Below are 19435 nucleotides of genomic sequence, written 5' to 3' on the forward strand. Positions count from 1 at the left end.
GTCCCCGGCAAGCGCGAGAGCTACACGGTGGCCCGGGGCGACTCCCTGTCCGGTAGCGCCGGTCGGCTCGGCCGGGCCGACCGGCGCGGGCGGCCCACCGGGCTGGGTGGCGTCTTGCGAGTGGTTCCTCACGGGTGTTCAGCCCTCCTCGTCGGCCTGCGGGAGGCGGTTCGGGTACCCGGGCCTTTCCCTTTTATGGCTCGGTTCGTCTGTGGGGCGCCCACGTCGGTGCCGAAGGTCGGTCGTGCTCGGTCCTCGCTCCCCGGACCTTTGCGCGTTCTCCCTTATCGGTGGGGGACCCCCACGTCGGCTCACTCGCGCGAGTCCCGGCGGTTGCGGCGGGAAGCCCTGGTCAGGGCGGTGCCGACAGCCACGAGCAGGGCGGCGCCGGCCCCCAGGAGCCAGAGCTCGGGGCGGGAGCCGGTCTCGGCGAGCGGCTCGCCGGGAGGGACGGGGGCGGGAGAGGGGGCAGAGGGGCCGGAGGACTCGGCGGGGGGCCGGGCGTCCGCGACCGGTTCGGCTTCCGCGAGCGGCTCGGCCCCCGTGTCCGGCTCCGCGTCCATGTCCGGGTGCGCGTTCGTCTCCGGGGCCGCCTCCGCGTCCGGGCCCGCGGTTGTGTCCGGGGCCGCGTCCGCGTCCGGGCCCGCGGTTGTGTCCGGGGCCGCGTCCGCGTCAGGGTCCGCGTCGGGGAACGCGTCCCGGTCCGGCACCGGCGCCGGCACCGGACCCGGCACCGGACCCGGCACCGGACCCGGCACCGTCGGACCCGGTTCCGGCTGCCGCTCCGGTCCCGGCACGGCAGCCGGGGGCACCGAGGCGCCGCACGACAGAGCCGCCGCGAAGGGGGCGCTGCGGATACCGCCCGCGTGGGGGCCGGCCTCCAGCGCGCGGACCACGATGTCGCCCTCGATGTCCGCGGGGCTCCGGTCCGTCAGCTCCGCGCGTGGTGCGTAGAGGGATCCCCTCAGGGTGCCTCCCACCGTGAGGGCGAGGTCCGTGGCGTCGGCGAAGGTCCACAGGATGTACGGGGCGTCCCGGCCGCCGACGCCCGTCATCGTCGGCGTACGCCAGGACAGCTCGCCGCCCTCGGCCGTCGTGTCGACCACGATCACGAGCGGCCTCGCCGCCGTCGGCCGGTTCTCGAACACCAGCGCCCGGATGCCGGCCAGCTGTGAGCCGGTCAGCCGCAGCACGTTGGCGCGGTCGTCGGCGAGCCGGATCCGCACCGTCGCGCCCGGTGCCAGCGGGTCGCGCGGGGCGACCGTGGCCCGGCACCGGGCCAGGGCGTCGGCGCGCTGCCGGTGGCCCGTGAAGAGCGCGCCGAAGTCGATGAGGCCCCGCGCGGGCCCCACCGACGAGGGCGGCTGGGCGGTGGTCAACTCCACGCGCGGCGTCGCGCCGTAGCCCGCACCGGCCGCGACCAGCCGCGTCTTGACCGGCTCGCCGTCCATGCCGGTGGCCCGCGTGGCACTGCCGGACAGGTCGCCGATCTTGACGTAGCCGTCACCGGTGACCCGCAGCACCCCGTCCGCCGCGCTGTCGGCCAAGTCGACCGCGCCGCCCACCAGGAGCGCGGTGGGCCGTGCGTCACCGGGGGTGACCAAGCCGCCCGTGGCGCGCGGCGCGACGGTGTACCGCGACCCGAAGGACAGGTCGCCGCCCACGGCGACGGCGGCTTCGGCCCCCGTACCGGCCAGCAGGGCGTCCCGCCGCGTCACGACACCGAAGCCGTGGTTCCCGGCCATCGGGTTGCCGGTGGCGGCGGGTGCCTCGTGCGGCTCCGGCATCGGCACGGCGCTCGCGGGGCTCATCGCGCACAGCCCGCACACCACCGCGGGAATCGCAGCTGCCAGTCCAGTCATTCGCATAGCGCAGAAAATAGGATCATCTGACCGTTGGTGGCGGTGACGCGCCACCCGGTCGGGCGACGTTTCACCCGCTCGGCGGTGGGGGAGCGGTTGCTGCGACGGCAATGGCGCCGCGGCAGCCGGGGGTGGGGATCGTGCGCGAGAAGAAGCTGTTCCGGCGAGCCTGGAGGACCGAGCCGCCCGTCTCCGAGAGCGAACGCGAACTCTTCGGCGGAGCCCTGCGCTACGACTTCGGCTGGGTCAAGCACGAGTACGCCATGCTCGGCCTCAAGCCGCTGGCCGCCGTACGCGCCCTGCCCCACCTCGTCGGCGGCACCCTGCGGCTCGCCTGGGAGTCCGACCGGCGCGCGTTGCTCACCGTCGGCGTCACCGAGATCGGCCAGGGCATCGCCCAGGCCGGGGGCCTCCTCCTGACGAACCAGGTCCTCCACGCCCTCTTCGCCACCGGCACCACCGCCGAACGCCTCCGCGCCGCCCTGCCCGCGCTGATCGCGGCGGGCGTCCTCGCCGTCGTCAACGCGGTGCTCGCCTCCCTGTCCACCGCCGGCACCGGCCGCCTGGAGCCCAAGGTCGAGCGGCTCGCCACCGAGAAGTACCTCCACCGCGCCGCCGAGGTGGAGCTCGAAGCCATCGAGGACGGCGCCTTCCGCAAGCTGCTGGACTCCGCCCAGTTCGGGGCGCTGGCCGCCCGGAACATGATCGGCGCCTGTGTGGGCGCTCTCAACGGCGTCTTCACCATCGTGGCCGCCGCCGGAGTCCTCACGGTGCTCCACCCGGCGCTCCTGCCCCTGCTGGTGCTGATCACCCTGCCCCGCGGCTGGGGAGCCATGCACGTGGCGCAGCGCCGCTACGCCTCCCGTATGAACTGGATCGAGCACGAACGGGCCGCCCGCCTGGTCAACAACCTCATCACCAGCCGCGAATCGGCCCAGGAGGTGCGCGTCCACCAGGTCGGCCGCTACCTCCTCGACAAGTTCCACGACATGGCCGAGACCTCCGAGGCCGAGCAGACCCGCCTCGCCGACGGCCGCGCCGTCACCGAGCTGCTCGCCGCCGCGCTCTCCGGCGCCGCCGCCCTCCTCACGTACGCCGCCCTCGGCGTCCTGCTGGTCACCGGCCGCATGGACATCGCCATGGCGGGCACCGCCGCCCTCGCCGTACGCACCGGCTCCGCCAGCCTCAGCGCCCTGATCACCCACATCAACACCCTGCACGAGGAGTCCCTGTACGTCCGCGACCTCGACCGCTTCACCGCGGCGGCCGAGGCACGGGCCATCCCGGTCGGCGGCACCCCCGTCCCGGACTTCCCCGAGAAGATCACCTTCGAGAACGTCACCTTCCGCTATCCCGACCGCGAGGAACCGGCGCTGCGCGGTGTGTCCCTGACCATCGCCGCCGGCTCGGTCGTCGCCCTGGTCGGCGCGAACGGATCGGGCAAGTCCACGCTCGTGAAGATCCTCGCCGGTCTCCACCAGCCGGTCGACGGCCGCGTCCTGTGGGGCGACACCGACCTCGCCGAAGCCGACCGGCTGGACGTCTTCCGCCATGTCGCGGTCCTCGACCAGGACTTCCAGCGCTGGCCCTTCACGCTCCACACCAACATCCGCATCGGGCAACCCGACACACCCCCGGGCGCGGACCGCGTCGAGCGCGCCGCCGCCTACTCCGGCGCCGACAGGCTCGGCACCACCCTGCCGCGCGGCTACGACACCCTCCTCGCCCGCCAGTTCCGGCACGGCTCCGAACTCTCCGGCGGCCAGTGGCAGACCGTCGGCCAGGCCCGCCTGCGCTACCGCGAGGCGCACCTCGTCATCGCCGACGAGCCGACCTCCGCCCTGGACCCCGAGGCGGAGATCGAGTCCTTCCAGCGCATCCGCGCCCTCACCGGCGAGGGCAGGACCGTCGTACTCGTCAGTCACCGCATGGCCGGCATCCAGTCCGCCGACGTCATCCACGTCCTGCACGAGGGCAGACTCGTCGAGTCCGGCTCCCACCAGGAGCTGATGGACCGGCCGGACTCCCGCTACCGGCGCATGTACCTGCTCCAGGCCGACCAGTACGGCACGGGTTCCTGACCCGCCCCAGCTCCCGGGCGAACGGGCCCACCGGACCGGTGTACAAGCGCGCCGTGGGGGACGACGGCTCCGGCCCCGGGGCCCCGGCGATCCGCACCGCCGCCGGATTCGACTCGGTACGTCCACGGCGACCCGGTCCCAGGAAGAAACCCGTCGGCGTCCTGGGCGAAGAAGCCCGGTAGGTCTCCGAGGCCGGGGTCCCGGCCCTCCGTCACGTCCCATTCCCGCACCGGTGACCAGTCGTCCGGCGCGGCCCTCGACACCCGTTGACCAGGAGTCTCCTCCCGGCTGTCGTACGGTCGCCCCCGTACGCTACCCACCATGTGCTGGAGCGCGACGGCCGATCTCGCGGCCGGGACCGTCATCGCCACGGTCGGCGCCGTGTGTGTGGCACGCGCTCGTGACGTACGCGAGCTCCCGCTCGCCGCCCTGCCGTTGCTGCTGGGCGCCCACCAGATCGTCGAGTCGGCCGTGTGGGACTCCGGTGGCGGCAGCGGGCCCGCGACACTCGCCTGGGCCGTCATCGCGCTGCCGTTGCTGCCGCTCTGGGTGCCACTCGGCGTCCTGCTCGTCACCTCGCCGGCCAACCGTGTCCGCCTCGCCGTCCCGGCCATCACCGGGCTCGTGACGTCCGCCGCGCTCGCGTACTGCCTCGTCACCCGGCCGGTGACGGCCCACATCCGGGGCCGCACCATCGGCTACGTCTTCGACCTGCCGTACGCCCCGCTCCTCCTCACCGGCTACTTCCTGGCCACTGTCGGCGCCCTACTCCTCGCGGCCGACCGGTTGCTGAGGTTCCTCGGTGCGGTGATCGCGGCCGGGGCGGCGGTGTGCGTGGTGCTGTGGAGCACCGAGTTCGTCTCCACCTGGTGCGCCTTCGCCGCCGTGGCCTCGCTCATCCTGCTCGCCAGGACACGGCGCTGGACGTGGGACCGCTGAGTACGGAGAACCGACCGACCAGCGGACCGTCCGCCATCCGGTGTGGCGCGGATCGTCTCCCTCGGCAATCCCGACGTCCGCGCCTGGATCCGTGCGCCCACCGGGGTCTGACCGCAGCCCTCAGGTCGACCGGCCCGACAGATCGGCCGCGCACTCGTGCGAGCCAAGCGGGAGCACGTCCGACACACGCCGCAGGAACCTAGGCCCTGCCGTCCTCCGGCCCGGGAGGTTCGGCGGCGGCCGGGTCGAGGATCCGGGTCAGGAAGTGCCGCGTACGCTCGTGCTGCGGGTCGCCCACCACCCGGGCGGCCGGGCCCTCCTCGACGATGCGGCCCTCGTCCATGAACACCACCCGGTCGGCGACCTCCCGGGCGAAGCTCATCTCGTGCGTGACGACCATCATCGTCATGCCCTCCGCCGCCAGCATCCGCATCACGGCCAGCACATCGCCGACGAGCTCGGGGTCGAGCGCCGACGTCGGCTCGTCGAACAGCATCACCTCCGGGCCCATCGCCAGCGCCCGCGCGATCGCCACCCGCTGCTGCTGCCCACCGGACAACTGCGCCGGATAGGCATCCGCCTTGTCCGCCAGTCCGACGCGCGCCAGATTCTCCCGGGCCACCTTCGCCGCGTGCACCTTGGCGCGCCCCAGCACCCGCCGCTGCGGCAGGGTGAGGTTCTCGGTCACCGTCACATGCGGGAAGAGGTTGAACTGCTGGAAGACCATGCCGATCCGGCGGCGTACGGCGTCGATGTCGACGTCCAGGTCCGTGACCTCCGTACCGCCCACGAACACCTGGCCCCTGGTCGGCTCCTCCAGCAGGTTCACACAGCGCAGCAGCGTCGACTTGCCGGAGCCCGACGGCCCGATGACGCACACCACCTCGCCGGTGGCGACCTCCAGGTCGATGCCGCGCAGCACCTCGTTGTCGCCGAAGGACTTGTGCAGGCCCCGGATCTCGATCTCGTTCGGTGTCGGCATCGGTGTCCTCACTTGGCCCTGGCGGCACGGGCCTCGAGCCGGCGCACCACGAAGCTCAGCGGAATCGTCACCAGCAGGTAGCACAGGCCGGCGACGAGGATCGGTGTGGAGTTGGCGGTCTGGCTGGCCAGGTCCCGGCCGAACTTGGTCAGCTCCCGCTCCTCCAGTGTCACCCCGAGGAACAGCACCAGCGAGGAGTCCTTGAACAGCAGCACCAGTTCATTGGTGAGCGGCGGGATGATGATCCGGTACGCCTGCGGGAGGATCACCGACACCATGGCCCGGGCGTGCGAGAAGCCCAGCGAACGCGCCGCCTCCATCTGCCCCTTGGGCACGGCCTGGATACCCGCCCGGATCGTTTCCGCCATGTACGCCGCGGCCACCAGCCCGAGGCCGAGGGCGACCTTGCCGTACGTGCCGCCGGGGATCTCCGTACTGGGGAACGCCAGGGGCACGGCCACCCCGACGAAGATGAAGATCAGCAGGGCGGGCAGGCCCCGGAAGATCTCGATGTAGATGCTCGCGGCCCACCGGTAGGGCGCCACCGACGACAGCCGCATCAGAGCGACGATCAGGCCCAGGACGAGACCGAAGGCGAACCCGGAGACGGTGTACACCACCGTGTTGCGCAGCGCGGTGGTGATGATCTCGGGGAAGAGCCGCTCCGCCAGGTCCGCCTGAGCGAACTGGTTCTGCAGGCGGTCCCAGTCCGCCAGGACGGCGATCAGGACGACGACGGCGACGAAGACCGCGTACTGGACGCCCTGCGAGATCCGCCGCCGCTGCCTCCTCGTCAGCCGAGAGGTCACGACCGGCCCTTGGGCAGGGGGCCGATCCACTGCTCGTAGATCTTGTTGTACGTGCCGTCGGCCTTGGCGTCCGTGATCGCCTTGTCGATCGCGGCGCGCAGCTTGGCGTTGCCCTTCTTCACCGAGAAGCCGTACTGCTCGCCGGTCTCGATGTTCTGCCCCAGGGCGAAGGCGTCGGCGTTGGCCTTGTCCTTCAGCCAGCCCTGCACGACCGGGTAGTCGATGACGACGGCGTCGACCTGACCGGTGCGCAGCCCGTTGAGGACGGCGTCGGAGCTCTCGAACGCCACCGGGTCGAAGCCCTGGCTCTTGGCGTAGCTCTCACCGGTGGTCTCGGCCTGGGCGCCGAGCTTCAGCTTCTTCGCCTTGACCTCGGCGAGGGTGGTGACGCCGCTCTTCTTGCTCGCCAGCAGGGCCTGGGTGGCGTCGAAGTAGGGGACGGAGAAGTCGACGTTCTTCTTGCGGTCCTCGGTGATCGTCATCCCGGCGGCGGCCAGGTCGCACTCCCCGGAGTTGAGGAACGCGCCGGTCTTGAAGTTCTCGAACGGTGTGTCGAGGATCTTCTGTTCGACCTCGAGGTTCTTCGCCACCAGGTCGATCAACGCCACGTCGAAGCCGACGATCTTGCCGTCCTGCTCGAACTGGAAGGGCGGGTACGGAAGATGGGTGCACGTCGTCAGCTTGCCCTTCTCGACCACGGGCACCCCGCCCGCCGCCTCCCCGGGCCCCTCGTCGCCGTTCCCGCACCCGGTGGCCACCAGCAACAGCCCGGCCGCCGCGGCGCCGGCGGTGAAGACGGTACGGGTGCGGTGGGCGCGTCGCTTGCCGCCGGCAGTCCTCGTCACGGTTGACCTCCATGGGCGCGTGGGCGGCCTTCGGGCAGCGCCGGGGTGACGCCGGGTAACACAGCCGCCGGGCGTGATCGTATGACACGGAGAGCGCGCCGTCGCGGAGATCGGCCATGCGGCTGCCGGGCGGGTGCCCGGGTGCCGGGACGCGTGTCCACGGGCGGGCCCGGGGCCGTGTCCCACCGTGCCGGGCGGCGGACCGGGCCCCTGCCCCGGGCGGGCGCCGCACCGTCCCGACCGGCCGGGCGCGAGGCCCGGGGGCGGGCGCCGGCGGGAAGGGGGAGGTCAAGGGCCGCGAGGGGGCCGGCGTCCCAGGCGGACGGGGCCGCGGGCGCCGACGGTGAAAGGGCGGCCTTCCGGCACGCACCAGTAGCGCGGGCACCAGGGCGACACCACGCCCTCCGGCTGCATACCGATCTGCAAGGGCCGGCGGGTGGGCCCGGGAACCTCCCGGACCGGCCCGCCCTCCCCCCGGCTCTACACCCCGATCCTCTTGCGGAAGCAGACCCGGTCCTGCCCCGGCCCGTCGTAGTCACGGTGCACGGGCAGGCCCTCGACCTCGTCGTCGCTCCCCACCAGATCGAAGCCCAGCGCCCGGTGGAACGCGATCGACCCGGTGTTCCCCGGAGACGTCACCGCCCGCACCTCCCGCCGTCCCGCCTCTCCGGCACGCTCGAAGAACGCCGTGTACAGGCCACGGGCCAGACCCCGCCCCCGCAGCGCGGGATCGACCCCCACGAAGTGGATGTAGGCGTCCTCCTCGTTGTCGGCGGAATGGAAGCCGACCAGGAACGCCTTGACCCCCGTACTGTCCTCCGCGACCAGGCTCGTACTGGCGAAGCACTGGAGGAACAGCCTCGGCAGCAGCAGGGACGGCTCACGGGCCTCGGCGGGCGTCCGCGACTCGCCCCACCACCTGTGCGCGCAGTCGACCAGCGTGCGGTGGTCGGACACGCGTGCCCGGCGCATCATCGGCATGTCAATCCCCTTTGGACTCGGTGTGCCCGGTGTGCCACCAGCGAGGGTTCGGGTCGCTCCCTCCGGTCCCCACCATGCCGCCCACCACGCGACGCAGCGCGGCGACCTCCGGTGTGTCGCGGCGTGCGGACGACCAGGCGAGCACCGCCGTGCACACGGGCGCGTCCGGCACGTCGACGTAACGGATCCCCGGCCGGGGGAACAACTCGCGGCAACTGGCCGAGACGAAACGGATGCCGTGCCCCTGCACGACCGCCGATATCCCCGCCTCGAACGTCGTGGCCCCATGCCCGGTGTACGTGACCGGCGTCCCGTCCGGGCGGGGATCCACGGCCCAGAAGTCCCGCCACACACGGGCGACGCCGGGCGAGGACCCGATGACGGGCAGGCCCGCCAGCTCCGCGAGAGTCACGGAAGCCCGGCCGGCCAACGGATGCCCCTCCCTCAGGCACACCACCTGCCCCTCCGTCGCCAGCGGCAGCGTCTGGATGCCGGGCGGCATGGGCGCGTACGCCAGGACGGCGTCCACCCGGCCGTCCAGCAGGGCGGCGGTCTGCTCGACGAAGTCCACCTCCCGCAGCACGACCTCCAGGTCCGGGTGGTGTCCCCGCAACCGCTCGGCGAGAGCGGTGATGACCGGAAGGGCCGTGATGTAGCAGCCGAGGACCACCCGTCCCGCGACCGCCCGCGCCTGCGTCCGTACGGCCTCCCGCAGTTCGTCGGCGGCCCCCACCAGGGCGCGGATGCGGGGGAGGAGCGCTTCCCCGGCCGCGGTGAGCTGCACACGCCGGGTGGAGCGTTCCAGGAGGACGACGCCCACCTGCTCCTCCAGCCTGCGGATCTGGCGGCTGAACGCAGGCTGGCTGATGTAGAGGCGCCTGGCCGCCCGGCCGAAGTGCAGCTCCTCGGCCAGCACGAGCAGCAACCGCAACTGATGCAGACTCGGATCCGGCCCGCCCGGCTCGCCATCCATACTCTGGACGGTATCAATGACGGTGTGAGGCGCATCATTTTCCGCTTCCTCCGGGGAGGGCTCCGGCCGACGATGGAAGCCGGTCATGCACGGACAGGTGGAGGAGCGGTCATGTCGGCACGTCGCGGTTTCCAGTCGGTACTGGTCCTGCTCGCAGTGTTCGTGCTGGTCACCGGCTTGCTGGAGATCATCGTCGGACCCTCACTGCTGCCCGGCAGCCCGAACGTGAGCACCACCGTCGACAGCAACTACCGGTTCTTCGCCGGGATCTGGTGCAGCCTCGGGGTCATCCTCATGATCGCCGCACGCCACCCGGACAGGCACGCCCCCGCCCTCCGGGCCGTCTTCGGTGCCGTGTTCCTCGGGGGAGTGGCACGCGGCATCTCGTACCTCGATGTGGGCGCACCGCACGCCATGCACACGGCCTTCATCGGCGTCGAACTGCTCCTCCCGCCGCTGATGCTGCTCTGGTACACCCGGGTCCGCGCAACGCTGTAGATTCACCGCCGAGCCGGGCGCGCCCCACGGGGTAGGCGCCCGGGTGGAAGAGCAGTGGTGTTGGCGTGGAGGTACGGCTGTGCTGATGTTGGGCAAGATCCTTCGGTTCGACGAGGTGCGCGGTTACGGCTTCATCGTCCCCAGAGAAGGGGGCGAGGACGTCTTCATGCACGCGAACGACCTGGTGGACGACAAGTACCTGTACCAGGCGGGCCGGGAGGTCGAGTTCTACCTGGAGATGGGTGACAAGGGTCCCAAGGCGTCCGAGATCCGGCTCGTCCAGCAGCCCACCCGCCGGCCGGCGCCCGAGTCCGTCCCGGTGCTGCGGGACGACCCGGACGACGACACCCTCGACGTGCTGTCCACCGCAGAGTTCCAGGCCGAGCTGACCGAGGTCCTCATCGACGCCGACGGCACCCTGACCACCGCCCAGCTCAAGCGCGTGCGCACCCGCGTCGCCGAACTGGCGCGCTCGCACGGCTGGGTCGAGGGCTGACCCCGACGGCGTACGGACTGCCGGACTACGCGCGGGCGGTCCCGCCCGGTGAGCGCAGCGCGGAGACCAGCCGCAGCAGCCGCGCCTCATTGCCCGTCAGGCCGGCGCGGCGCAGTGCCTCGTCCGCCTCCGCCATCGGCGACGACAGATACACCCCCGCCATGGGGGCGAGCCCCGGGTCGGAGAGCACCGCCTGGGCCGCCTCCATCAGCCGTATGTACGCCTGGGCCGCGGCGCGCTCACGCATGGTCAGGGTGGTGGTCATCTCTCGCTCCCTGTCGACCGGTCGGTGTCTTCCCTGCCGTCCACTCTTCCGTACGGCACTGACAGTCAGCCCTCGTCGCGCCCGCGCACGTACTCCGCCAGCCGCTCCAGGAACACCTGCTGACCCGACACGAGCCGGGGCGCCGCCTCCGCCGGGGTCATCCACGCCACCCGGTCGACCTCCGGGAACTCCCTCGTCCGCCCCGATCCGCGCGGCCACTCCATCGTGAACGTCCCCGGCACCACCGCCGCCGGGTCCAGGTCGGCCTCCACCGCCCACACCGTGACGATCTTGCCGCTGGCCTGGCGCGTCTCGCCGAGCGGCACCAGCTCCCCGTCCGGCGCGGGCAGGCCCAGCTCCTCCACGAACTCGCGCCGCGCGGCCGCCTCGGGCGTCTCGTCCGCCTCGTACTCGCCCTTCGGGACCGACCACGCCCCCGCGTCGCGGGACGCCCACGCCGGGCCGCCCATATGGGCGATGAGCACCTCCAGCTCACTGCCCGAGGTACGGAACAGCAGCAGACCCGCGCTTCGCTTCACCGTCATGCCGGAGAGTGTGCCCACCGGCCGCCGCGTTAGCGTCGGTACGCGGAACGATCACCCCGAGCGAGGGAGCGAGAGGTCAGATGTCCGTGTCCGAAGGGCCAGAGGGACCGGGGCGGGCCGAGCGGCCGGAGGGGCTGGAGCAGCCGGAGCCGCCCGAGCGGCCCGACGCGCCCGACTACCCCCTACGGGAGGCCGCCCGCGCCCCCTCCGTGCCCGCCCTCGACGAGCGCGTCACCCACTGCCGGGCCTGCCCGCGACTGGTCGCCTGGCGGGAGCAGGTGGCCCGCGAGGGGCGCCGCGCCTACGCCGGCTGGGACTACTGGGCCCGGCCCGTGCCCGGCTTCGGCCCCGACGACGCGAGGCTCCTCGTCATCGGCCTCGCCCCGGCCGCCCACGGCGGCAACCGCACCGGCCGCATGTTCACCGGCGACCGGTCCGGCGACGTCCTCTACGCCGCCCTGCACCAGGTCGGGCTCGCCAGCCGGCCCGACGCCACGGACATCCACGACGGGCTGCGCCTGTACGGAGTACGGGTCACCGCCCCGGTCCACTGCGCCCCGCCGGCCAACAAGCCCACGCCCCTCGAACGCGACACCTGCCGCCCCTGGCTGGCGGGCGAACTACGGCTGCTGCGCCCCACCGTGCGTGCCGTCGTGGTCCTCGGCGCCTTCGGGTGGCAGGCCGCTCTGCCCGCACTGGCCGCGGGCGGCTGGTCGGTGCCCAGGCCCCGCCCCGCCTTCGCGCACGGGGCGCACCTCACCCTGGACGCCACCGACCAAGGACCGGACCTGGAACTCTTCGGCTGCTACCACGTCAGCCAGCGCAACACCTTCACCGGCCGCCTCACCCCGGACATGCTCATCGACGTGCTCAGCCGCGCGGCGGACGCGGCCGGGCTCACACCACCGTGACTCGCACCGGCCCGCCGGCCGGATCGACCCGGGCCGCCCATCCGGCGGACAGCGGCACCGAGCGGGAAGCGACGACCGTGCGCCAAACCCGCCGCCGGTGCAGCAGGACACCGTCCTGGCTCACCACCACCACGGGCCGCACCAACGGCCGGGCCGCACGCACCAGGAACCGGCCGCCGGCCGCCCCCAGCCGGTTCGGTGTCACCCACCGCAGCGGAGCCTCCACCACGACCGGGACCGGCGAAACGGGCCAGGACACGGAACCCGACAGGTGCGACAGCACCGGCCCCGCCACCGTCCACCCCTCCACGACCGCCGTACCGGCCGGCTCACCCCCGTGCAGCACGTCGCCCACCGCGAACACGCCCCTCACCGACGTACGGAACGCCCCGTCCACCGCCGGGCCGCGCGTCCCCGCGTCCAGCACGACCCCGCCGGACCGCGCCAGCTCGTTCTCCGGGATCCAGTCGCCGGTGAACACCACCGTGTCGCACGCCACGGTCGCCTCCCGCCCGTCACGGTGGCGCATCCGCACGCCCGACAGCCGCCCGTGTCCGAGGAGTTCGGAGACCACCGTCCCGTCCAGCACCGGCACCCGCCCGGTGAGCGCACCCGGTCGGCGCCACGGCTGCTCCGTGACCAGCGCGGCCACCTCCACGCCCGCGTGGCGCAGCGCCCGCACCGCGTCGAAGGCGACCGGCTCCGCCCCGACGACCACCGCGCGCGTGCCGACGTCCTGCCCGTACGTGTACACCGCCCGCCGCAGCTCACCCGTCGTCATGACCCCGGCAGGCCGTGTCCCCGGCACCAGGCGGGCGCCGCGCGGACGTTCCCGCGCGCCCGTCGCCAGCACCACCGCCCGCGCGGCGACCCGCTCGCGGCCGGACGGGCTCGTGGTGTCGACCGTGAGCGGGCCGGACCACCCCGTGGCGGTGACACCGGTACGGAGCACCGCCCCGGCCCGTACCGCCGCGTGGGTGTCCGCGGCGTCCCGCTCCCGCTCCAGCACCTCCACGGTGCCCGCGCCCCTCGCGGCCAGGGAGGTGGCCGCGGCGAGCCCGGCCGGGCCCGCCCCGACGACGAGCACATCGACCGTACGCGTGGCGGTCATCGCGCCCCCTCGAACAGTTCCCGGAGCGCCGCCCCGCAGAAGTACCCCTGGCAGCGCCCGCCGCCCGCCCGCGTCCGGCGCCGAAGCCCGGCGGGCGAGGCGGGCGGCACCGTGGAGGCCAGCGCGTCGCGGAGCTCACCGCGCGTCACCCGCTCGCAGGGGCAGACGATCTCCCCGTACGCCGGATCGGCGGCGATCAGCTCCGGGTCCGCGTACGGCCGCGGACACGCCTCGCCCAGGTTCGGCATCCGCACCACCGGCAGGTCCCGTGCGGCGCCCGGCTCCAGCCCGGCGTCCGCCAGCAGGCCCACCACATGCGCGGCGATCGCCATCGACGCCGTCAGCCCCGTCGAGCGGATGCCGCCGACCGTGACGTACCGCTGCTCCGGCCGGCAGGCGATCCGGTAGTCGTCCTCCTCCGTCGCCGCGCGCAGTCCCGCGTAGACCGCGGTGACCTCCTCGTCCAGCAGCGCGGGCAGGATCCGCCGGCCCTTCTCCCGCAGGTACGCCAGTCCCTCCGCCGTCGACCCGGTCGCCGTCTTGTCGTCGAGGTCCTCGGCGGTGGGCCCGAGCAGCACCTTGCCGTACACCGTGGGGGAGACCAGCACCCCCTTGCCGAGCGCGGTCGGCACCGGCAGCAGGATGTGCCGGACCAGGTCGCGCGCGAACGCGTCGAACACGATCAGCTGACCGCGCCGGGGCGTCACCGTGAAGTCGCGGTGACCGAGCCGCCGGTCGAGCTCGTCCGCGTACAGCCCGGCCGCGTTGACCAGGTACCGGGTGCGGAGAGTGCCGCGGCTCGTCACGAGCTCATGACCGGGGCGGACGTCCTCCACCCGGCAGTTCAGGTACAGGTCCACCCCCGCGCGGACCGCCTGCGTCACGTACGCGAGGGCCGTGGTCCACGGGCAGATGATGCTCTCGCCCGGCACGTCCAGCGCGCCGAGCGCGCCCGGCCCGAGGTGCGGTTCGCGGGCGTACAGCTCGGCGGGGCCGATGATCCGGGCCTCCCGGTAGCCGTTCGCCGCCGCCTTGCGCGCCAGGCCCGGGAGCGCGGCGAGTTGCTCCTCGTCCCAGGCGACGAGCAGCGCGCCCAGCGGCTCCACCGGGATGCCCGCCTCGGCGGCGTACGCGGCGAGCCGCCGTTGCCCCTCCCGTACGAGCCGGGCCTCCAGCGAGCCGGGGACGGCGTCGAAACCGGTGTGCAGGATCGCGGTGTTGGCCTTCGACGTCCCCTCGCCGACATCGGCGGCGGCCTCCACCAGGGCCGTACGCAGCGGGAAGCGGGCCAGCTCGCGGGCGATGGCCGAGCCGACCACTCCGGCGCCGACGACGACCACGTCGTACGGCTCCTCGGGGAGACCGGTCACGGGGTACGGCCCAGCAGCGCGGCCACCGCCGTACGGAAGGCACCCATCCGCTCGGCGGCCTCGGCGGCCATGACGCGTGGCTCGTACACGGCCGACGGCTGCCACCGCGGGACCGCGTCCTTGAGCGGCAGCAGCGGATCGAGGCCGAGGCGGGCGAGGGCGCCCACGCCCAGCGCGGTGACGTCCGGCAGCGCCGACACTTCGACGGGCCGTTGCAGCAGGTCCGCCTGGGTCTGCATCAGCAGCGCCGAGCGGGTCAGACCGCCGTCGACGCGCAGGGAGGTGAGCGGCGCGCCCAGGTCGGCCGCGGCCGCCTCCGCCAGCTCCACGACCTGCGCGGCGATGCCCTCGCACAGGGCCCGCACCAGGTGCCCGGCGGTCGTGTCCAGCCCGAGCCCGGTGAGCGATCCGCGCACGTCCCCGCGCCACCACGGTGCCGCGAGCCCGGCCAGCGACGGTACGAAGGTGACACCGCCCGCGTCCGGTACGGAGGCCCCCACCCGGTCGAGGTCGGCGGCCCCGCCGATCACTCCGAGGTCGGTGAGCCAGCGCACGGCGGAGGCGGCCGTGTACACCTGACCGTCCAGGCAGTAGCCGGTCCGTCCGCCGAGCCGCCACGCCACGCAGGCGACCAGCCCCGAGGTGCCGCGGCGGGGCCGGTCGCCGGTCTGTGCGAGCAGGAACGCCCCCGTGCCGTACGTGCACTTGGCGGTGCCCGGCTCGGTCGCGCCCTGCGCGAGGAGCGCGGCCTGCTGGTCGACCAGGAGCCCCGTCAGCGGCAGCTCGGCGCCGAAGACGCCCGTGCTCCCCACGGGGCCGGCCGCGTCCACGATCCGCGGCAGGCGTTCGCCGGACAGTCCGAAGACCTCCAGCGCCTCCGGTGACCAGACGACCCCGTCCAGATCGAGGAGCTGGGTGCGTCCGGCCGTCGCCGCGTCGGTGACGAACTCCCCGGTCAGCTGCCGCACCAGCCAGGAGTCGCTCGTCGTCACCACGCCTTCGCGGGTCAGGTGACGGCGTATCCAGGTCATCTTCGGCGCGGCGAAGTACGGGTCGAGGGGGAGCCCGGTCATCTGTGTCAACCGCTCCGCGTGCGGGGCGAGTTCCCGGCAGATGCCCTCCGCCCGTCTGTCCTGCCAGACGATCGCGTCCGTCAGCGGCGCGCCCGACGCGGGGTCCCAGGCGAGGACCGTCTCGCCCTGGTTGGCCAGGCCGACCGCGGCGACCGGTTCCCCGGCGGCGGCCAGCGCGCCGCGCCCGGCGGCCACGACCGAGTCGAGCAGCTCGCGCGGATCGACCTCCACCCGGCCGCCCGGCAGGTGACGCGGGCGCACCGGCGCCGTACCGGAGCCGATTACACCGCGGTCCGGGCAGATCACCAGGGCCTTGGTGCCCGACGTGCCCTGATCGACGGCCAGTACGGGGCCCGTCATCGCCCACTCCCGTCCGTTTCGTGCCCGCTCGGGACATCGAAAGATCGTCGAAGATCGTCGAACGGAAGGCTGGTTCAGACCGGCTCCGGCGTCAAGGCCTTTCCGTGGTCGTACGGACACGGAGTGAAAACGAGGAGGCCGCGAATGTTACTGACGGATCATCAATGACCGTCATTCTTCCGCTCGTTACGCTTCCAGCCCAAAAGGGGACCAGGATCGTCCGCCGAGGCCTATAGTGATCGCCGATCAACGGCCGGTAGTCATGGAGCAGTCCGACCGCTCTCCTTGGCGTGCCCGCCAGACCCCCCACCGCACGCCCAGAGGATTCATGACCGTCACACCGATACCGGCCTGCCCACCGACGGGGACGGGGTGATGCCCGGCCAGGACTTCCGGCCGGTGTACCACCCGGCGGGCCACGACAACGCCTTGCGCGCGGTGCTCCAGGACCTGCGTACCGGACGCTGGTTGTCGATGGCCCAGCTCCTGGCGGACACCGCCGGCACCGGAGACCGGTCCCTGTGGACCCGGCGCACCCAGGTGCTGGCCACCGTCGCCGCCGGCTCCGACGTCGTCCAGGCCTGGCGCGCCGAGCAGCCCCACAGCATCGCGGCCGCCGTCATGCACGCCAGGGTCGCGGTGGAACGCGCCCTGCGCGCCCACCGTGAAGGGCACCCGCGCACCGGCGAACTGTGGCGACTCGCCTGGGAAGGCTGCCACGACGCCGCCCGCGTGGCGCCCGCCGACCCGGTTCCCTGGGTGTGTCTGCTGGCCCTCGCCGTGCTGGACGACGACCAGCGCATGGAGCAGCACCGGGGGCGGCCCCCCGGGCCGATGTTGCCGCCCGGGCCGTGGGGCCTGCTCGCGGAGGCCGACAAGCGTGACCCGCACAACCGCGAGGCGTACCACCGGATGCTCCAGTTCCTGTACACCCGCCACTCGGGCAGGGGTTCCCTGCCGGAGGCCGTCAACTTCGTCCAGTGGGCCGCCGCCTCGGCGCCCGAGGGTTCCGCCTTGCACGCCCTGCCGCTGTACGCCCGGGTCGAGCGGTACCGCCGCGAACGGGGCCAGGAGAAGGCTCTGGACCTGCACTGGGTGGCCGAGGACGCGAGCCGGGACGCCGACCGGGCCCTGCACGGCTGGTTCGACCGCACCGACCCCGCCACCGCGTCGCTCCTCGACCTCAACCACCTGGCACACGCCCTGTGGGGAGCCCTCCGGTTCGACGCGGCCGCCCGGGTCTTCACGGCGCTCGGCCCGTACTGGACCCCGCAGCCCTGGGCGTACCGCACCCGCGACCCCGCCGACCAGGTCCTGGCCGAGGAGCTGTTCACCCGCGCCCGCGCCCGCTGCCTGCACACCCCCCGCTGACCACCAGCCACCCACCACTCGGAGGAAGCGCCATGTCCCGCACCCTATGGGCCGGTCCGGAGCGGCCGTCCCCGCCCACGGACGAGGAGGAGCGGCTCAGGGAACTCGGCTACCAGCCCGTCCTGGCCCGCCGCATGGGAGGCTTCGGCAACTTCGCCATCAGCTTCTCCGTCATCTCCGTCCTGTCCGGCTGCATGACCCTCTACGGCTTCGGCCTGGGTACCGGCGGCCCGGCCGTGATGATGTGGGGCTGGGCGGGCGTCGGCCTGTTCGTGCTCTGTGTCGGCCTGGCGCTCGCCGAGGTGACCAGCGCGTACCCGACCTCCGGGGCCCTCTACTACATGGCCGACCGGCTCGGCGGGCGCCGCTGGGGCTGGTACACGGGCTGGCTGAACCTGCTCGGCCTGCTCGGGGCGATCGCCGGCATCGACTACGGCGCCGCGCTCTTCACCAGTGCGTTCCTCAATCTGCGCTTCGGCTTCGAGCCCACACCGGGCTCCACCTTCGTCATCTTCCTGTGCATCCTGCTGCTGCACGCCGTACTGAACCTCTTCGGCGTACGCCTCGTCAGCGTCCTCAACTCCATCAGCGTCTGGTGGCACCTGACCGGTGTCGCCGTCATCGTCGGGGCGCTCGCGATCGTCCCCGACCGCCACCAGTCGGCCGGGTTCGTCTTCACCGAGTTCGTCAACGACACCGGCTGGGCCAACCCGTTCTACGTGGCGGCGATCGGCCTGCTGCTCGCCCAGTACACCTTCTCCGGGTACGACGCCTCCGCCCACCTCTCCGAGGAGACGTCCAACGCCTCCGTCTCGGCCGCCAAGGGCATCGTGCGGGCCATCTGGGTCTCGTGGATCGCCGGTTTCGCGCTGCTCGCCGGGCTGACCTTCGCCATCCAGGACTACGCGGGCACGCAGAACAGCGCCACCGGTGTGCCGCCCGCGCAGATCCTGCTCGACGCGCTCGGCAGCGCCGGGGCCTCCGCCCTCCTGCTCGTGGTGATCGTGGCGCAGCTGTTCTGCGGCAACGCCGAGGTGGCCGCCGCCAGCCGCATGGTGTTCGCCTTCAGCCGCGACAACGCGCTGCCGGGTTCGGCGATCTGGCGCAAGGTCAGCAGCCGCACCCAGACCCCCGTCCCCGCGGTCTGGCTGTCGGTCGCCGTCGCGGCCGTGCTCGCCGTGCCGTCGCTGTACTCGGCGACCGCCTACGGCGCGGTCACCGCGATCAACGTCATCGGCATCACCCCCGCGTACGCGATCCCCATCTTCCTCCGGTTGCGCGCCGGCAACCGGTTCCGGCCCGGTCCCTGGTCCCTGGGCCGCTGGAGCAGGCCGGTCGGCTGGACGGCGGTCGTCTGGGTGGCGGTGGTGACGGTCCTGTTCTGCCTGCCGCAGAAGTCGCCGGTCACCGTCGACTCGATGAACTACGCCGTGATCGCGCTCGCCGTGGTCCTCGCCCTGGCCACCGCGTGGTGGTACGTCGCCCGCCGCTCCTACGGCACCCCGGCCCCGTACGGGAGCGCGCGCGAGCAGGCGGAGATCTCCGAGGGCATCGTCTGACGGCGTCCTTGCGGGCGCGCTAGCTCATGAACTCGTACGTCCACGAGGCCGCTTCGGGCGCGAAGCGGATGTCCGTGACCTCCAGCACATGGCCGTGCTGGTCGCTCACGACCCGGTGCACGGTGAGGCACGTGGTGGCGACCGGCCCGTTGCCGACGCCGATCGACTCGCGGCGTGTCAGCCGCAGTCCGGCGCGGTGCATCCAGTGGTACAGCAGCCGCAGGTCGGGCCGCGCCGGCCAGGCCTCCGGCCGCCGGAACCTGGCGAGTTCGGGCACCTCGGCGAGCGCGTACCGGGAGAACCGGGACAGTGCCTCCTGCACGGGCGTCTCCCCGTCGCCCGGTATGTGGTAGGCGTGCTCGCGGCGGACGCGGAGCGTGTCGCAGTACCCGTCGGTGATGATC

The 19435-nt window shown here is 73.2% G+C and carries 18 protein-coding genes and 1 pseudogene; 7 read left to right on the forward strand and 12 right to left on the reverse strand.

All coding sequences use genetic code 11. The features are described 5' to 3' along the window. Window positions 1-311: 311 nt before the first annotated feature. The gene (locus ABT360_RS32770; protein WP_351824796.1) at window positions 312-1868 is read right to left on the reverse strand and encodes a collagen-binding domain-containing protein; all 1557 of its coding nucleotides are present in this window, start codon (window positions 1866-1868) and stop codon (window positions 312-314) included. Between the two features lie 134 nt (window positions 1869-2002). On the opposite strand from ABT360_RS32770, the gene ABT360_RS32775 reads away from it, so the two are divergent. Both ABT360_RS32775 and ABT360_RS32780 read left to right on the forward strand, forming a co-directional pair. Continuing rightward, entirely contained in the window at window positions 2003-3943 is a 1941-nt protein-coding gene (locus ABT360_RS32775; RefSeq protein ID WP_351824799.1) for an ABC transporter ATP-binding protein, read from the forward strand. Window positions 3944-4264: 321 nt separating this feature from the next. Further along, complete coding sequence (locus ABT360_RS32780; RefSeq protein WP_351824802.1) at window positions 4265-4882, forward strand: DUF6629 family protein; 618 nt, start codon at window positions 4265-4267, stop codon at window positions 4880-4882. Window positions 4883-5081: 199 nt separating this feature from the next. On the opposite strand, the gene ABT360_RS32785 is transcribed toward ABT360_RS32780, so the two are convergent. From ABT360_RS32785 to ABT360_RS32805, 5 genes are all read right to left on the reverse strand, one after another. After that, the gene (locus ABT360_RS32785) at window positions 5082-5864 is read right to left on the reverse strand and encodes an amino acid ABC transporter ATP-binding protein (RefSeq protein ID WP_351824805.1); all 783 of its coding nucleotides are present in this window, start codon (window positions 5862-5864) and stop codon (window positions 5082-5084) included. 8 nt (window positions 5865-5872) lie between these two features. After that, the gene (locus ABT360_RS32790; protein WP_351824808.1) at window positions 5873-6673 is read right to left on the reverse strand and encodes an amino acid ABC transporter permease; all 801 of its coding nucleotides are present in this window, start codon (window positions 6671-6673) and stop codon (window positions 5873-5875) included. Next, window positions 6670-7518 (reverse strand): ABC transporter substrate-binding protein, encoded by an 849-nt coding sequence (locus tag ABT360_RS32795; protein ID WP_444852368.1) that lies wholly within the window; start codon window positions 7516-7518, stop codon window positions 6670-6672. Before ABT360_RS32795 ends, ABT360_RS32790 begins: the two co-directional genes overlap by 4 nt. A gap of 480 nt (window positions 7519-7998) precedes the next feature. Continuing rightward, complete coding sequence (locus ABT360_RS32800) at window positions 7999-8499, reverse strand: GNAT family N-acetyltransferase (protein ID WP_351824811.1); 501 nt, start codon at window positions 8497-8499, stop codon at window positions 7999-8001. A gap of 1 nt (window position 8500) precedes the next feature. Beyond that, window positions 8501-9472, reverse strand: a complete 972-nt coding sequence (locus ABT360_RS32805; RefSeq protein ID WP_351824814.1) for a LysR family transcriptional regulator — start codon at window positions 9470-9472, stop codon at window positions 8501-8503. Window positions 9473-9583: 111 nt separating this feature from the next. On the opposite strand from ABT360_RS32805, the gene ABT360_RS32810 reads away from it, so the two are divergent. Both ABT360_RS32810 and ABT360_RS32815 read left to right on the forward strand, forming a co-directional pair. Continuing rightward, entirely contained in the window at window positions 9584-9970 is a 387-nt protein-coding gene (locus tag ABT360_RS32810; RefSeq protein ID WP_351824817.1) for a DUF4345 domain-containing protein, read from the forward strand. 79 nt (window positions 9971-10049) lie between these two features. Continuing rightward, window positions 10050-10466: a cold-shock protein gene (locus ABT360_RS32815; protein WP_351824820.1), complete on the forward strand. Its 417-nt coding sequence runs from the start codon at window positions 10050-10052 to the stop codon at window positions 10464-10466. Between the two features lie 25 nt (window positions 10467-10491). Here the strand turns inward: ABT360_RS32815 and ABT360_RS32820 are convergent, their stop codons facing one another. Both ABT360_RS32820 and ABT360_RS32825 read right to left on the reverse strand, forming a co-directional pair. Then, window positions 10492-10731: a hypothetical protein gene (locus tag ABT360_RS32820; RefSeq protein WP_351824823.1), complete on the reverse strand. Its 240-nt coding sequence runs from the start codon at window positions 10729-10731 to the stop codon at window positions 10492-10494. Between the two features lie 65 nt (window positions 10732-10796). Further along, on the reverse strand, window positions 10797-11276 hold the full coding sequence (locus ABT360_RS32825) for an NUDIX domain-containing protein (protein WP_351824826.1): 480 nt from the start codon (window positions 11274-11276) through the stop codon (window positions 10797-10799). Window positions 11277-11356: 80 nt separating this feature from the next. Between ABT360_RS32825 and ABT360_RS32830 the strand changes: the two genes are divergently transcribed. Beyond that, window positions 11357-12187: a uracil-DNA glycosylase gene (locus ABT360_RS32830; protein WP_351824829.1), complete on the forward strand. Its 831-nt coding sequence runs from the start codon at window positions 11357-11359 to the stop codon at window positions 12185-12187. On the opposite strand, the gene ABT360_RS32835 is transcribed toward ABT360_RS32830, so the two are convergent. The 3 genes from ABT360_RS32835 to ABT360_RS32845 are packed head-to-tail and all read right to left on the reverse strand — an operon-like array spanning window position 12174 to window position 16101. Then, a complete protein-coding gene (locus tag ABT360_RS32835) occupies window positions 12174-13298 on the reverse strand; it encodes an NAD(P)/FAD-dependent oxidoreductase (RefSeq protein ID WP_351824832.1) in 1125 nt (374 codons plus the stop codon). The two genes, ABT360_RS32830 and ABT360_RS32835, sit on opposite strands and share 14 nt — an antisense overlap. Further along, a complete protein-coding gene (locus ABT360_RS32840) occupies window positions 13295-14668 on the reverse strand; it encodes an FAD-dependent oxidoreductase (RefSeq protein ID WP_351824835.1) in 1374 nt (457 codons plus the stop codon). Before ABT360_RS32840 ends, ABT360_RS32835 begins: the two co-directional genes overlap by 4 nt. After that, window positions 14665-16101, reverse strand: a complete 1437-nt coding sequence (locus tag ABT360_RS32845; protein ID WP_351824838.1) for an FGGY family carbohydrate kinase — start codon at window positions 16099-16101, stop codon at window positions 14665-14667. The genes ABT360_RS32840 and ABT360_RS32845 overlap by 4 nt, the downstream gene beginning before the upstream one ends. A gap of 375 nt (window positions 16102-16476) precedes the next feature. On the opposite strand from ABT360_RS32845, the gene ABT360_RS32850 reads away from it, so the two are divergent. Beyond that, window positions 16477-17472 carry a hypothetical protein gene (locus tag ABT360_RS32850; RefSeq protein ID WP_351824841.1) on the forward strand — a complete coding sequence of 332 codons (996 nt, stop codon included), beginning with the start codon at window positions 16477-16479 and terminating at the stop codon, window positions 17470-17472. Between the two features lie 32 nt (window positions 17473-17504). Beyond that, complete coding sequence (locus ABT360_RS32855; protein ID WP_351824844.1) at window positions 17505-19031, forward strand: amino acid permease; 1527 nt, start codon at window positions 17505-17507, stop codon at window positions 19029-19031. Between the two features lie 19 nt (window positions 19032-19050). Here ABT360_RS32855 and ABT360_RS32860 read toward each other — a convergent pair. After that, window positions 19051-19435 (reverse strand): annotated as a pseudogene (locus tag ABT360_RS32860) (hypothetical protein); the annotation flags it as partial.

The organism is Streptomyces sp. NPDC000229 (genome assembly GCF_040300825.1).
In the GTDB taxonomy this organism is placed as follows: Bacteria; Actinomycetota; Actinomycetes; order Streptomycetales; family Streptomycetaceae; genus Streptomyces.